Raw genomic sequence first — 13968 nt, 5'->3', positions numbered from 1 at the left:
GTACCATTTCCATGCCGCATGTTCATAGCTGCGAGGCGGATTCCACCCAACTCTTTTCGTGGTCTATTTTTGCACAACGAATCTGAATTTGCATCTCAATACTGTATATCCAGACAGGTCAATTTGTGTCATAATTAATCGTTTATGCCGGTTGTCCTTCAAACAAACCAGGCATTCCGTGTATCTACCTACCGGGAAAGGTGAATGGATAAGATCGAAGTTCGGGGCGCCCGCACCCACAATCTCAAGAATATCAACCTCGTCATCCCTCGCGACAAGCTGATTGTCGTCACCGGGCTTTCAGGCTCAGGCAAATCCTCTCTGGCTTTCGACACCCTCTATGCCGAAGGACAGCGTCGTTACGTTGAGTCGCTCTCTGCTTATGCGCGTCAGTTCCTGTCGCTGATGGAAAAACCGGACGTCGACCATATCGAAGGGTTGTCGCCTGCCATCTCCATTGAGCAGAAGTCGACCTCTCACAACCCGCGCTCCACCGTCGGGACCATCACCGAAATCCATGACTACCTGCGTCTGCTCTATGCCCGCGTAGGCGAGCCGCGCTGCCCGGACCACGATGTCCCGCTGGCGGCCCAGACCGTCAGCCAGATGGTGGACAACGTGCTGGCGCAGCCGGAAGGCAGACGCCTGATGCTGCTGGCGCCGATCATTAAAGAGCGTAAGGGCGAGCACACCAAAACGCTGGAGAACCTGGCAAGCCAGGGCTATATCCGCGCCCGTATCGACGGGGAAGTGTGCGATCTCTCCGATCCACCGAAGCTGGAGCTGCAAAAGAAACACACCATTGAGGTGGTGATCGACCGCTTTAAGGTGCGTGACGACATGACCCAGCGCCTAGCGGAGTCGTTCGAGACCGCGCTGGATCTCTCCGGCGGTACGGCGGTGGTTGCCGATATGGACGACCCGAAAGCGGAGGAGCTGCTCTTCTCCGCCAACTTCGCCTGCCCGGTGTGCGGCTACAGCATGCGCGAGCTGGAACCGCGTCTGTTCTCGTTCAACAACCCGGCGGGCGCCTGCCCGACCTGTGATGGCCTGGGCGTACAGCAGTACTTCGATCCCGATCGGGTGATCCAGAATCCCGAACTGTCGCTGGCTGGCGGCGCCATCCGCGGCTGGGATAAGCGTAACTTCTACTATTTCCAGATGCTGAAGTCGCTGGCAGAGCACTATAAATTTGACGTTGAAGCGCCGTGGGGCAGCCTGAGCCCAACCGTGCACAAAGTGATCCTGTTCGGTTCCGGCAAAGAGAACATCGAGTTCAAATACATGAACGATCGCGGCGATACCTCGGTGCGTCGCCATCCGTTTGAAGGCGTGCTGCACAATATGGAGCGCCGCTACAAAGAGACCGAATCCAGCGCCGTGCGTGAAGAGCTGGCGAAGTTCATCAGCAACCGCTCCTGCGCCACCTGTGACGGTACCCGTCTGCGTCGTGAAGCGCGCCACGTATATGTGGAAAACACGCCGCTGCCAGCTATCTCAGACATGAGCATCGGTCATGCGATGGACTTCTTCACCAACCTGAAGCTCTCCGGCCAGCGGGCGAAAATCGCCGAAAAAGTGCTGAAAGAGATTGGCGATCGTCTGAAATTCCTGGTGAACGTTGGCCTGAACTACCTGACGCTTTCCCGCTCCGCAGAGACGCTTTCCGGCGGCGAGGCCCAGCGTATCCGTCTGGCGAGCCAGATTGGTGCGGGCTTAGTGGGCGTCATGTACGTGCTGGATGAGCCGTCTATCGGCCTGCATCAGCGTGACAACGAACGTCTGCTTGGGACCCTGATCCACCTGCGTAACCTCGGCAACACGGTGATTGTGGTCGAGCACGATGAAGATGCCATCCGTGCCGCCGACCACGTGATCGACATCGGGCCGGGTGCGGGTGTTCACGGCGGCCAGGTAGTGGCGGAAGGTCCGCTGGACGCCATCATGGCGGTGCCGGAGTCCCTGACCGGCCAGTACATGAGCGGTCAACGCAAGATTGAGGTGCCAAAACAGCGCGTGCCTGCCAACCCGGAAAAAGTACTGAAGCTCACCGGCGCTCGCGGCAACAACCTGAAAGACGTGACGCTCACCCTGCCGGTCGGCCTGTTCACCTGTATTACCGGGGTGTCGGGTTCCGGTAAATCGACGCTGATTAACGACACGCTGTTCCCGATTGCCCAGACCCAGTTGAACGGGGCGACGTTGGCTGAACCGGCGCCGTATCGCGAGATCCACGGTCTAGAGCACTTCGACAAGGTGATCGATATCGACCAGAGCCCAATTGGTCGTACCCCGCGCTCTAACCCGGCGACCTATACCGGTGTCTTCACGCCGGTACGTGAACTCTTTGCCGGCGTGCCGGAATCGCGTTCGCGCGGCTACACGCCGGGCCGCTTCAGCTTTAACGTGCGCGGCGGGCGCTGCGAAGCCTGTCAGGGCGATGGTGTGATCAAGGTTGAGATGCACTTCCTGCCGGATATCTACGTGCCGTGCGACCAGTGCAAAGGCAAACGCTATAACCGCGAAACGCTGGAGATCAAATACAAAGGCAAGACCATCCACGAAGTGCTGGATATGACCATCGAAGAGGCGCGCGAGTTCTTTGATGCCGTTCCGGCGCTGGCGCGTAAGCTCCAGACCCTGATGGATGTCGGTCTGACCTACATTCGTCTGGGCCAGTCGGCAACTACCCTCTCGGGCGGGGAGGCGCAGCGCGTGAAGCTGGCGCGTGAGCTCTCCAAACGCGGCACCGGACAAACGCTGTACATTCTGGATGAGCCGACCACTGGTCTGCACTTTGCCGATATCCAGCAGCTTCTCGACGTGCTGCACCAGCTCAGAGATCAGGGCAACACCATCGTGGTGATTGAGCACAACCTGGACGTGATTAAAACCGCGGACTGGATTGTCGATCTCGGTCCGGAAGGCGGCAGCGGCGGCGGTGAAATACTGGTTTCCGGCACCCCGGAAACCGTCGCGGAGTGCGAAGCCTCGCACACCGCCCGCTTCCTTAAACCGCTTCTGAAGTAGTTACACTGACAGCTGCTGCCGGGTCATCTCCGGCAGCAGTTCCACCGCCTGCTTGTAAGAGGCATCCACCAGATAATAAATCTGCGAATCCGGAATCGACCCGTCCAGATAGACCGTGCTCCAGTGCGCTTTATTCAGGTGCTTGCTGGGACGCACGTCGTTGTGCTGCTGGCGCAACAGTTCCGCCAGTTCAGGGCTGGTTTTTAACGAGGCCGCCGGACGCCCCTCCACATCTTTCACCATCGCAAACAGCACGTCGGCGACTTTGATTTGGGTTGCCTTCCAGTCGCTGTGCACACTTTGCTCCGCACCCGGCTTATTCATGCAGTACTGAAGTATCTCCGAAATTGTCATCTTTATTCCCCTTGTAGCGTGGCGATGATTTTGCGCGAACCGCCGTGGATACGATGTTCTCCCAGCCAGATCCCCTGCCAGGTGCCCAGCTGTACGCGGCCGTGATTGACCGGCAGCAGCAAAGAGACGCCTAGCGTGGAGGATTTAATATGGGAAGGCATGTCGTCTGGCCCCTCGTCATCATGTTCCCAGCGGGCACTGTCGGGAATGGATTTGAGAAAATGCTGCTCCATATCGGAACGGACGCTGGGATCGCAGTTTTCATTAAGAGTGAGAGAGGCTGACGTGTGTTGCAGCAACAGATGAAGTAAACCCACGTTGATGCGGGGAAGATCGCGAATCTGACCGATGACCTCGTCTGTCACCAGGTGAAAACCGCGAGACCTGGCGCGCAGGGTCAGGGTTTGCTGATACCACATGTGCTGCTCCGTTTTACAGGTTGATCCCTCTAAGTGTGCAGCAATACGACGAAAGGTAAAACCCGCAGCGGGTAAATCTGCTTAAAAAGTGTTCCTGTCTGCGCCAGGAGCCAGTGAGGGATTATCTCTTTACGGCCCCCTTCGCCAAAAGAAGAAGGCCGTGAGTAAGTGCTTACATTACAGCAGCGAAGGCCTTCGCCACGCGCTGAACGTTGCCGCTATTCAGACCTGCAACGCACATGCGTCCGCTGGCAATCAGATAGACGCCGAACTCGTCGCGCAGGCGGTCTACCTGCTGTGCGCTGAAGCCGGTATAGCTGAACATGCCGCGCTGCTGTAGCAGGTAGTCGAAGTTGTGCCCCGGAACGGCATCCTTCAGGACATCCACCAGCGTCTGGCGCATGGCGAGAATGCGGGTGCGCATCGCTTCCACTTCTGCCAGCCACTCGGCTTTGAGTTCGTCATCACCCAGCACGGTTGCCACCACCTGCGCACCGAAGTTTGGCGGGCTGGAGTAGATACGGCGTACGGTCGCCTTCAGCTGGCCCAGCACGCGCCCGGCGGCGTCCTGATCTTCGCAGACCACCGACAGGCCGCCGACACGCTCGCCATACAGCGAGAAGATTTTAGAGAAGGAGTTGCTGACCAGCGCCGGCAGGCCTGCGCTGGCAATGGCACGGATGGCGTAGGCATCCTCTTCCATCCCGGCGCCAAAGCCCTGGTAGGCGATGTCGAGGAACGGGATCAGATTGCGGGCCTTCAGCACCTCGATAACTGCATCCCACTGCGCATTCGTCAGATCGGCACCGGTCGGGTTATGGCAGCACGGATGCAGCAGCACGATGCTGCGTTCCGGCAGGGTGCTCAGTTTTTCCAGCAAGGCGCCAACGCGTACGCCGTTGGTCTGGTCGTCGAACCACGGATAGGTATTCACCGTAAAACCCGCGCCTTCAAAGATGGCGACGTGGTTTTCCCAGGTCGGGTCGCTCACCCAGACACCCGATTCCGGGAAATATTTGTGCAGGAAGTCGGCGCCGACCTTCAGCGCGCCGGAGCCGCCCAGCGTCTGGATGGTAGCGACACGCTTCTCCGTCAGCACCGGATGGTCTGCGCCAAACAGCAGCGGGGCGATGGTGTGACGGTAGCTGTTAAGCCCTTCCATCGGCAGATAGAGCGATGCGCCGTGTGGCGTGGCATTGAGACGCGCTTCGGCTTTGGCAACGGCCTGCAGCTGCGGGATGATGCCCGCTTCGTTGTAGTAAAGACCGATACTGAGGTTAACTTTATCGCCACGCGGATCGTCTTTGAAACGCTCCATTAAGGAGAGGATGGGGTCGCCAGCATAGGCGTCGACTTTCTGGAACACGCGATGGTTCTCCGGATAATAATGAGGCAGGGAATTCAACAATAAACCGGAAGTGGCAGAAGATCGAGAGGATGTTAATGAAGATGGGGTGTGGGCGACAGAACCTACGGCGCGGCCTGTTTCTCCTCACCCTGGTCCTGCAGGGTCCGGGAATCGCCAGTAATTTTATTGCCCTTAAAGCCATGCCGGAATCCTAAGGAGATAAACAACTTACAGCGACACCCTGGTCCGGCTGAAAATCGCCGAAGCGTTTCCGGAAGGCCGGGGCGAGGCGCAGGGACGCGCCGAGAGGGCATAGCCTGCAGGGATGCAGGCTGGTGCCCGACCCGAAAGCCTGAAGGAATAAGCTGAGGGCACCGCGAAGCGGCGATTTTCTTTGCCGGGAGCCGGGATTGCTAAGGGGGCGGCGGCGAGCCCCCTTAGCACGTTCACGGGTGACGTGGTTTACAGAGAAGCAGCGAACGTAAGGTGAACGGAACAACCACTTCAGTCGTATGTTCCCCCTTACCCCAGCCCTTTCTGAGAGGGAAACGGCCGTGCGGATATCTCATCCCTCCAGGGGGAGGGAAAGTTATTATAAATCAAGATACCGCATCGCCAGGCGCGACGTCAGCCGCGTGATAAGTTCGTAAGCACTTACTTTTGTGATTTCCGCGATTCGCTCCACGGGCAAACCTTCGCCCCACAGCGTCACCGGATCGCCCGCTTTCTCCTCGGCCTCTGGCCCAAGGTCGACGCAGATCATATCCATCGCCACGCGGCCAACAATGGTCACTTCCCGGCCATTCACCAGCACTGGCGTCCCGGATGGCGCCGCGCGCGGATAGCCGTCGCCGTAGCCCATCGCCACCACGCCTAAACGGGTGTCGCGCTCGCTGATCCAGGTCCCGCCGTAGCCGACCGGTTCACCGGCTTTGTGCTCGCGCACCGCAATCAGGCTGGAAGTCAGCGACATCACCGGCTGAAAACCGAGGTCCGGTCCCCAGGGCTTACCCTCCAGCGGCGAGACGCCGTACAGGATGATCCCTGGACGCGCCCAGTCAAAATGGGACTGCGGCCAGAGCAAAATACCGCCGGAGGCCGCAATCGAACGCATCCCCGGCTTGCCTTCGCAGAAGGTGTTAAAGATATCGAGCTGCTGCTCGGTGGCACCACAGTCAGGCTCATCGGCACGGGCAAAATGGCTGACGATATTGACTGGCTGACGTACATTCCTGCACTGGCTTAAGCGCTGGTAAAACGCCTCCGCCTGCTCCGGGCGCACGCCCAGACGGTGCATGCCAGTGTCGAGCTTCATCCACACGGTGACGGGCTCGCTGAGCACCGTATTTTCCAGTGCTTCGAGCTGCTCCAGATTGTGTACGGCGGTATGCAGCCGTTGCGTGGCGATAGTCGGGAGATCGGCGGCGTTAAAGAAGCCTTCGAGCAGCAGAATCGGCTGGGTGATCCCCCCTTCGCGCAGGCGCAGGGCTTCTTCGAGACGGGCGACGCCAAAGGCGTCGGCATCAGGGAGCGTTCGCGCGGTCTCAATGAGACCGTGTCCGTAAGCGTTCGCTTTCACGACTGCAACGAGCTTGCTGGCGGGCGCCAGTTCACGCAGGCGTTGCAGGTTGTGTCGCAGAGCGCGGCGGTTAATGACTACTGTTGCCGCTTGCATTGCAAATCCTTGTTAAAAGAAGGTCGGAGAGTTATTCGTCATCGTATTGCGGGCCAGCATAGTTGTCGAAACGCGACCACTGGCCGTTAAAGGTAAGTCGCACCGTACCGATGGGGCCGTTACGTTGCTTACCGATAATAATTTCCGCGATCCCTTTCAGGTCGCTGTTCTCGTGATAAACCTCGTCACGATAGATGAACATGATTAAGTCGGCATCCTGCTCGATAGAGCCGGATTCACGCAGGTCGGAGTTAACCGGACGTTTGTCGGCACGTTGTTCCAGGGAGCGGTTAAGCTGCGACAGGGCCACAACCGGTACCTGTAATTCTTTCGCCAGTGCTTTCAGCGAGCGGGAGATTTCGGCGATCTCAAGCGTTCGGTTATCAGAGAGCGACGGGACGCGCATCAGCTGGAGGTAGTCGATCATGATCAGACCAATGCCGCCGTGCTCGCGGGCGATACGGCGCGCGCGGGAGCGCACTTCCGTTGGCGTCAGACCGGAAGAGTCATCAATATAGATATTACGTTTTTCCAGCAGGATGCCCATGGTGCCGGAGATCCGCGCCCAGTCCTCATCGTCCAGCTGCCCGGTACGAATACGGGTCTGGTCCACGCGGGACAGCGAGGCCAGAGAACGCATCATGATCTGCTCGGAGGGCATCTCCAGACTGAAGATTAAAACCGGTTTATCCTGCAACATCGCCGCGTTTTCGACGAGGTTCATCGCAAATGTCGTCTTACCCATCGACGGACGGGCGGCGACGATAATCAGATCCGACGGCTGCAAACCGGCGGTCTTTTTATTCAGATCGTCATAGCCCGTGTTAACGCCCGTAACCCCGTCGTGCGGCTGCTGGAACAGCTGCTCAATACGCGAGACGGTGGCGTCCAGCACGTCGGCGATGTTCTTCGGCCCTTCGTCTTTATTGGCCCGACTTTCGGCGATTTTAAATACCCGGGATTCGGCCAGGTCGAGCAGTTCATCGCTGTTACGCCCCTGCGGATCGAAACCGGCTTCGGCGATTTCATTGGCAACGGAAATCATGTCGCGTACCACCGCACGTTCACGCACGATGTCAGCATAGGCGCTGATGTTCGCCGCACTTGGGGTGTTTTTCGACAGTTCAGCCAGATAAGCGAAGCCGCCTACCGACTCCAGCTGCCCCTGACGCTCCAGCGATTCCGCGAGCGTGATCAGGTCGATAGGGCTGCCGGACTCCTGCAACCGCGCCATTTCGGTAAAGATATGGCGGTGCGGTCGGGTGTAGAAATCGTCAGTGACCACGCGTTCGGCGACGTCGTCCCAGCGTTCGTTATCCAGCATTAAACCGCCCAACACCGACTGTTCCGCTTCGATCGAGTGAGGCGGAACCTTTAATCCGGCTAACTGGGGATCGCGTTCCCGGGGTTCAGTCTGTTTGTTGAAGGGTTTGTTTCCTGCCATAGTGAATGGAGTTACCGAGATAGAGAGTGGGTCGAAAGATTACCATATTTTCTAATTCTAATGGAGGGAGCATGGCAACGCGTATTGAATTTCATAAACACGGCGGCCCGGACGTTCTCAGGGCGGTAGAGTTCACTCCCACCGCGCCTGGGGAGAACGAAGTCCAGGTCGAAAACAAAGCCATTGGTATTAACTACATCGACACCTACATCCGCAGCGGGCTCTATCCGCCCCCTGCTCTGCCGAGCGGTCTGGGTACCGAGGCGGCGGGCGTGGTGGTGAAAGTCGGTAGTGCGGTAAAACATATTAAAGAGGGCGATCGCGTGGTGTATGCGCAATCGGCTCTCGGGGCCTACAGCTCGGTCCACAACGTCCCGGCAGATAAAGCAGCGATTCTGCCCGGCGCCATCTCCTATGAGCAGGCAGCTGCCTCCTTCCTGAAGGGGCTGACGGTCTTCTACCTGTTGCGCAAAACCTACGAAATCAAACCTGACGAACAGTTTCTGTTCCACGCTGCCGCCGGCGGTGTGGGCCTGATCGCCTGCCAGTGGGCAAAAGCGCTGGGGGCTAAACTCATCGGCACGGTGGGTAATGCGCAAAAGGCGCAGCGCGCGCTGCAGGCGGGTGCCTGGCAGGTGATTAACTACCGTGAAGAGAGCATTGTTGAGCGGGTGAAAGAGATCACCGGCGGCAAAAAGGTGCGTGTAGTGTATGACTCGGTGGGGAAAGATACCTGGGAAGCCTCGCTGGACTGCCTGCAACGTCGCGGTTTGATGGTTAGCTTCGGCAATGCTTCCGGCCCGGTGACCGGCGTTAACCTCGGCATTCTTAACCAGAAAGGGTCGCTGTTTGCCACCCGTCCTTCGCTGCAGGGCTATATCACCAACCATGACGAACTGGTCGAGGCCAGCAACGAGCTGTTCTCGTTGATTGCCAGCGGCGTGATTAAGGTGGATGTAGCCGAGGCGCAGAAGTATCCGCTGAGTGATGCGCAACGCGCGCATGAAGTGCTGGAGAGCCGGGCGACGCAGGGGTCGAGTTTGCTTATTCCTTGATAAAAAATTGGGCTTCCCGTGGGAAGCCCTTTCTTTCTTTGCTTTTTTTAGTTCGGCTGTATGTAGGGTACAGCGCGATGAATTCTTTAACGGCGGTCATAGTGACAGATTCGATAACTAAATCCTATTCTGTTCTAAGTGATGATGCCGTAAAAGTTGCAAGGATGTGACGAACCGCTCAATACCTTAGTAACGAAAACGGTTATTGCGCTGATAGCGTGGGAGTTTTGGCGATTTAATCGCCCGTATTGCCCACACCACCGCCACGGCTAACAGCAACCACGGCAACAGTTTCAACATCAGGGCAAACAGTCCCCCGATAAACATCACGACTGTCGCAACCACCAGTGCGGCGATGATCCCCAGCAACGAGACGCCGGTTGCCAACAGCATGACAAAAAATCCAATCACAAAAAGTAGTTCCAGCATGGCTCTCTCCCAAATGCATCACAACGATACGCTGATGTGATATTTACAAGATCCGTGCCAAAAATAACCTATTGATATTGAAACAAAACGCCCGGCAATGCGGTGCCGGGCGTGGTGAATTTGACGAAGTTTTGGTGAAAATTATCGTTTGTCTGCCACCAGACGCAGCGCCTGCTCCAGCACCTCGATATCGGCACCCGCTTTATGGGCGTTTTCACTCAGGTAACGACGCCACTGGCGCGCCCCCGGGATACCCTGGAACAGCCCCAGCATATGACGGGTGATGTGGCCCAGATAGGTGCCGTTGCTCAGCTCGCGCTCAATGTAAGGGTACATCGCCCGCACCACCGCCACCGGGTCACGATCGGCAACGTCCACACCAAAGATTTCGCGATCTACGGCCGCCAGCACGCCCGGGTTCTGGTACGCCTCACGGCCCACCATAACGCCGTCCATATGCTGCAGATGCCCTTTCGCCTCTTCAAGGGACTTAATGCCGCCGTTAATGGACATGGTCAGCTGCGGGAAATCGCGCTTCAGCTGATACACGCGCGGGTAATCCAGCGGCGGGATCTCACGGTTCTCTTTCGGGCTCAGGCCAGAGAGCCAGGCTTTGCGGGCATGGATGATAAACATCTCGCACTCGCCCTTGCCAGCCACCGTGCCAATAAAATCACAGAGAAATTCGTAGCTATCCTGATCGTCGATGCCGATGCGGGTTTTTACCGTCACCGGAATGGAGACCACGTCGCGCATCGCTTTCACGCAGTCGGCCACCAGCTGCGCATTACCCATCAGGCAGGCGCCAAACATGCCGTTCTGCACGCGATCGGAAGGACAGCCGACGTTGAGGTTAATCTCGTCGTAGCCACGCGCCTCAGCCAGCTTGGCGCAGTGCGCCAGCGCCGCCGGATCGCTGCCGCCCAGCTGCAACGCCACCGGATGCTCCTCTTCGCTGTAGGCGAGATAGTCACCCTTGCCGTGAATGATCGCCCCGGTGGTCACCATCTCGGTATAGAGCAGGGTGTGGCGCGACAGCAGACGCAGGAAGTAGCGGCAATGTCTGTCTGTCCAGTCGAGCATCGGCGCGATGGAAAAACGGTGGGCAGGATAACGGGACGAGTTTTCTGACGACATGGCGAAGTTTTAAGCATCTGGTGAAAATGGGGCGCTACTATAGCACATATTCGCCGGAGGCCGAGCGCCTCCGGATGCCTTCAGAAGGTCAGGCTCAACTGGGCCCCGGCCCCCCAGGTTTCATCTTCCCCGTAAATACCGGTCAAATCGATATGCACGGTATTAAACGGCGCAAAGCCTAACCCGCCCGTGAAGACATTGCTGTCGTTGCCCCTCACGTCACCGCGAAAGCCTGCGCGCACCGCCAGCCAGCTCAGGGGGGTCACTTCTGCCCCCACGCCGACATACTGCGCGTCTTCTTCGCTCTTAAAGCCGCGGGTTTCGGTCAGATCGCCATCGGCGCTGAGGGTAAGCAGGCCGGTATGCCAGGCCACACCTGCCGTGACCAGCGGGCGGATCTGGTATGTGTCCTGATAGCTCACCACTTGCCCGGTACGCCCGTTGAGAATGCGGATGTCGTTGGTATCAATATCACGTGAGAAGAGGTTTTGCCCGCTCAGGCCCACCGACCAGTTCTCACCAAAGTCCACCGCGACGCCGACATCAACGTTAAAACTGGTATCGTCGTTACGGTAGCGGCTGCTGTTAAAGTCGCCGCTGTCGTAGGTATAAATGGAGGTGGTGTAGTTATAGAGCCAGGTTTGCTGTAATTTCGGCGTGACGCCCACCGAAACCGGCAGGTCGCTTACCGTAAACTGACGGGCAATCGCCAAGCCATAGTCGGAGACGATAGCCCCTCTGCCCATGGCAACAGAGTTAAGATTGCGGGTAATCACGTCGCTGCCGTTGCGCGCCGCGCTCAGCGCCATCTGGTTGGTCATTCCCGGGCTACCCTGCAATCGGCGTAAAAAATCGATGTCCTGAGGATCGATTTCTGAGCTGATGCGGGCATGAGCATTAGCTTTGGCGACAAACGCCAGCGACAAGCCGGAACCCGGGATGCTCACGGCTATCCCACCGCCGGCGTTGGCATGCGCCGTTTTGCCATCAAGAAATTCCAGCTGATCGGCAAGGTTGCCGGCGGCTCTCTGCAGCTCACTGAGCGTGCCTTGCGGATCGGCGGCGATCTGCGCCACGGTCAGATCGTCGATCATCTGCCGATCGTCGGTGATCTCATCGCTGATTTCATCGATCTTATCCTGCAAATTGTCTTTATCGCTAATTTGCGCTCCCACGGAAGGGAAAATGATGGCGACATCATCCTCCTCTTTTGATTTTGCCAACAGCGCCGGGTTAATTAATACCCCGCTGCCATAATGGGCCGATGCAACGCCTGTTCCGCCCATTGCATCGCCGCGTGCTTCCGTCCAGGTATTTGCGGCTCCAGCCTGATGAGACAAAAGAATACCGGTGGCAATTCCAGCCACAGAAAGTTTGAGTTTTATTTTCACAGGACACCTGACTTATTTTGGGTAAATTAACCCCGGCGGCTATACGCCGCGCAGGGAAATACGTCCTCCGTGAAAAAAGTATTAGAAGCTAAATATGTCTTAAACTTTAGTATTAGATAAGCTATTGATTTCCTTATGTCTTTAAATAGGTATAGAACAAGAATTTATTTTCGCCCGGGTTTTCCATCATGCGGACCAAAAAATTGTGGCGGATGATCGATCCAGCGATCTTCACGGGTGGCGGCATATACTGCATTTAGCGGATAATAAATTCGGTTATATTTTTTATTGGCTTCGCCCACCACTAATAACCGCACTTCTTCAGTGGTGTTATTAATAAAGGTGTGGCAGACACCCGTCCCGGCCGGAAATCCTACGCTGTCTCCCGGCTCCAGCTTCCATAAATACCCGTTGATCCAGGCTTCGGGATAACCCTCCAGCACATAGATAAATTCCTCTTCATCGCTTTCGGCATGTGGATAAGAGGTACGACGCCCAGGCGGCAGGCGTTCATGGTGAATACCGAGGCGGCCTAAGCCAAGCGCTCGAGCCAGGGGCGCGCTAATGGAGAAACGCTCTGTGCTGTCGGGATAGGTAGAGTCGTCGGCGCCTTCTACCTCACGCCAGTGTCGAATACAGTCCGGTCTTTTCATCTTTTGCTCCCCCGTGGTTTTTCGTCAGGGTAGCACACCTGCAGGATCTCGGCGTTTAGGCCAGAACATGGTAAACTGGCGGTTTGTTATTCCACGTTATTCGAGGTGCAAAATGGAAACGACCACAATGCAGGCACTGTTAGCGCAAGCCGAAAAGCTCTGTGCGCAACGCAATGTGCGCCTGACTCCGCAGCGCCTTGAAGTGTTGCGCCTGCTGAGCCTGCAAAATGGGGCCATCAGCGCTTACGACCTGCTCGATCTGCTGCGCGAAAGCGAGCCGCAGGCGAAGCCCCCTACCGTATACCGGGCGCTCGATTTTCTGCTTGAGCAGGGTTTTGTGCATAAAGTGGAATCGACCAACAGCTATGTGCTGTGCCACCTGTTCGATCAGCCTACCCATACCTCAGCGATGTTTATCTGCGATCGCTGCGGCAGCGTGAAGGAAGAAGGCGCGGAAGGGGTAGAAGACATCATGCATACTCTGGCGGCGAAAATGGGATTTGCCCTGCGTCACAATGTGATTGAAGCGCACGGCCTGTGCCGCAACTGCGTGGAAGTCGAGGCCTGCCGCCATCAGGAAAATTGCCAGCATGACCACTCTATCCAGCTGAAAAAGAAGCCGCGCTGAGCACAAAAAAAGGGGCGACCTGAGGGTCGCCCTGGGCGTACATCCGTGTACCTGCGGGTAGCGCTGAATTACCAGCGATAGTTGTTACGGGTTTCCCAGTCACCAACTTCTTTCTCCGCCTGGTCTTTCTCATAACCATAGCGTTCCTGAATTTTCCCCACCAGCTGGTCACGTTTACCTTCGATAACGGTCATGTCATCGTCAGTCAGGTCGCCCCACTGTTCTTTTACTTTACCTTTGATCTGCTTCCAGTTACCGCCGACTTGGTCTTTATTCATCATCGATTCCTCTTCGCTCGGTCGTTAAGGATAAGTTCGTCCTGAAATAGATTTCGTGCTGGACGTGATAATAATTATAGATAAGCGTGCGGCGTTGGGTTTGTTATTCGGAATCTTTTACCATTCA

At 57.0% G+C, this 13968-nt stretch carries 13 protein-coding genes; 3 read left to right on the top strand and 10 right to left on the bottom strand.

Annotated features, from left to right (window positions below; all coding sequences use genetic code 11):
- Positions 1-204: 204 nt before the first annotated feature.
- On the top strand, positions 205-3030 hold the full coding sequence (gene uvrA / locus C3406_RS24355) for an excinuclease ABC subunit UvrA (RefSeq protein ID WP_103825402.1): 2826 nt from the start codon (positions 205-207) through the stop codon (positions 3028-3030).
- On the opposite strand, the gene C3406_RS24350 is transcribed toward uvrA, so the two are convergent.
- The 5 genes from C3406_RS24350 to dnaB all read right to left on the bottom strand — a co-directional run bounded on the left by C3406_RS24350 (position 3031) and on the right by dnaB (position 8270).
- Positions 3031-3384 carry an MmcQ/YjbR family DNA-binding protein gene (locus C3406_RS24350; RefSeq protein ID WP_103825401.1) on the bottom strand — a complete coding sequence of 118 codons (354 nt, stop codon included), beginning with the start codon at positions 3382-3384 and terminating at the stop codon, positions 3031-3033. It lies immediately after the preceding gene.
- 2 nt (positions 3385-3386) lie between these two features.
- On the bottom strand, positions 3387-3803 hold the full coding sequence (locus tag C3406_RS24345; protein WP_103825400.1) for a secondary thiamine-phosphate synthase enzyme YjbQ: 417 nt from the start codon (positions 3801-3803) through the stop codon (positions 3387-3389).
- A gap of 172 nt (positions 3804-3975) precedes the next feature.
- Entirely contained in the window at positions 3976-5169 is a 1194-nt protein-coding gene (tyrB, locus tag C3406_RS24340; RefSeq protein WP_103825399.1) for an aromatic amino acid transaminase, read from the bottom strand.
- 574 nt (positions 5170-5743) lie between these two features.
- A complete protein-coding gene (gene alr, locus C3406_RS24335; protein WP_103825398.1) occupies positions 5744-6826 on the bottom strand; it encodes an alanine racemase in 1083 nt (360 codons plus the stop codon).
- Between the two features lie 31 nt (positions 6827-6857).
- Positions 6858-8270 carry a replicative DNA helicase gene (gene dnaB, locus C3406_RS24330; RefSeq protein ID WP_103177851.1) on the bottom strand — a complete coding sequence of 471 codons (1413 nt, stop codon included), beginning with the start codon at positions 8268-8270 and terminating at the stop codon, positions 6858-6860.
- Between the two features lie 71 nt (positions 8271-8341).
- Between dnaB and C3406_RS24325 the strand changes: the two genes are divergently transcribed.
- Positions 8342-9325, top strand: coding sequence for a quinone oxidoreductase (locus C3406_RS24325; RefSeq protein WP_103825397.1), 984 nt, complete (start codon positions 8342-8344; stop codon positions 9323-9325).
- A gap of 186 nt (positions 9326-9511) precedes the next feature.
- Here the strand turns inward: C3406_RS24325 and pspG are convergent, their stop codons facing one another.
- The 4 genes from pspG to C3406_RS24305 form a co-directional block, all read right to left on the bottom strand.
- A complete protein-coding gene (gene pspG / locus C3406_RS24320) occupies positions 9512-9754 on the bottom strand; it encodes an envelope stress response protein PspG (RefSeq protein ID WP_039031939.1) in 243 nt (80 codons plus the stop codon).
- Positions 9755-9895: 141 nt separating this feature from the next.
- On the bottom strand, positions 9896-10891 hold the full coding sequence (gene dusA, locus C3406_RS24315) for a tRNA dihydrouridine(20/20a) synthase DusA (protein ID WP_103177849.1): 996 nt from the start codon (positions 10889-10891) through the stop codon (positions 9896-9898).
- An 80-nt stretch (positions 10892-10971) separates the two neighbouring features.
- Positions 10972-12282: a conjugal transfer protein TraF gene (locus C3406_RS24310; protein ID WP_103825396.1), complete on the bottom strand. Its 1311-nt coding sequence runs from the start codon at positions 12280-12282 to the stop codon at positions 10972-10974.
- A 164-nt stretch (positions 12283-12446) separates the two neighbouring features.
- Entirely contained in the window at positions 12447-12935 is a 489-nt protein-coding gene (locus tag C3406_RS24305) for a cupin domain-containing protein (protein WP_103825395.1), read from the bottom strand.
- A gap of 112 nt (positions 12936-13047) precedes the next feature.
- Here C3406_RS24305 and zur point away from each other — a divergent pair, with 112 nt between their 5' ends.
- Positions 13048-13563 (top strand): zinc uptake transcriptional repressor Zur, encoded by a 516-nt coding sequence (zur, locus tag C3406_RS24300; RefSeq protein ID WP_039031935.1) that lies wholly within the window; start codon positions 13048-13050, stop codon positions 13561-13563.
- 68 nt (positions 13564-13631) lie between these two features.
- Here zur and C3406_RS24295 read toward each other — a convergent pair whose 3' ends face one another.
- Positions 13632-13841 (bottom strand): CsbD family protein, encoded by a 210-nt coding sequence (locus C3406_RS24295; RefSeq protein WP_103177846.1) that lies wholly within the window; start codon positions 13839-13841, stop codon positions 13632-13634.
- Positions 13842-13968 lie beyond the last annotated feature (127 nt).

The sequence above is a fragment of the Leclercia sp. LSNIH8 genome, assembly GCF_002920195.1.
Classification (GTDB): Bacteria; Pseudomonadota; Gammaproteobacteria; order Enterobacterales; family Enterobacteriaceae; genus Enterobacter.
This window is presented reverse-complemented; position numbering and strand designations above follow the sequence as displayed.

What these genes read in the sequence shown, in the direction of transcription:
- zur (WP_039031935.1), top strand. Translation starts at nt 13,048, where the DNA reads ATGGAAACGACCACAATGCAGGCACTGTTAGCGCAAGCCGAAAAGCTC.
- dnaB (WP_103177851.1), bottom strand. Translation starts at nt 8,270, where the DNA reads ATGGCAGGAAACAAACCCTTCAACAAACAGACTGAACCCCGGGAACGC.
- C3406_RS24295 (WP_103177846.1), bottom strand. Translation starts at nt 13,841, where the DNA reads ATGAATAAAGACCAAGTCGGCGGTAACTGGAAGCAGATCAAAGGTAAA.
- C3406_RS24345 (WP_103825400.1), bottom strand. Translation starts at nt 3,803, where the DNA reads ATGTGGTATCAGCAAACCCTGACCCTGCGCGCCAGGTCTCGCGGTTTT.
- alr (WP_103825398.1), bottom strand. Translation starts at nt 6,826, where the DNA reads ATGCAAGCGGCAACAGTAGTCATTAACCGCCGCGCTCTGCGACACAAC.
- dusA (WP_103177849.1), bottom strand. Translation starts at nt 10,891, where the DNA reads ATGTCGTCAGAAAACTCGTCCCGTTATCCTGCCCACCGTTTTTCCATC.
- C3406_RS24350 (WP_103825401.1), bottom strand. Translation starts at nt 3,384, where the DNA reads ATGACAATTTCGGAGATACTTCAGTACTGCATGAATAAGCCGGGTGCG.
- pspG (WP_039031939.1), bottom strand. Translation starts at nt 9,754, where the DNA reads ATGCTGGAACTACTTTTTGTGATTGGATTTTTTGTCATGCTGTTGGCA.
- uvrA (WP_103825402.1), top strand. Translation starts at nt 205, where the DNA reads ATGGATAAGATCGAAGTTCGGGGCGCCCGCACCCACAATCTCAAGAAT.
- C3406_RS24305 (WP_103825395.1), bottom strand. Translation starts at nt 12,935, where the DNA reads ATGAAAAGACCGGACTGTATTCGACACTGGCGTGAGGTAGAAGGCGCC.
- C3406_RS24325 (WP_103825397.1), top strand. Translation starts at nt 8,342, where the DNA reads ATGGCAACGCGTATTGAATTTCATAAACACGGCGGCCCGGACGTTCTC.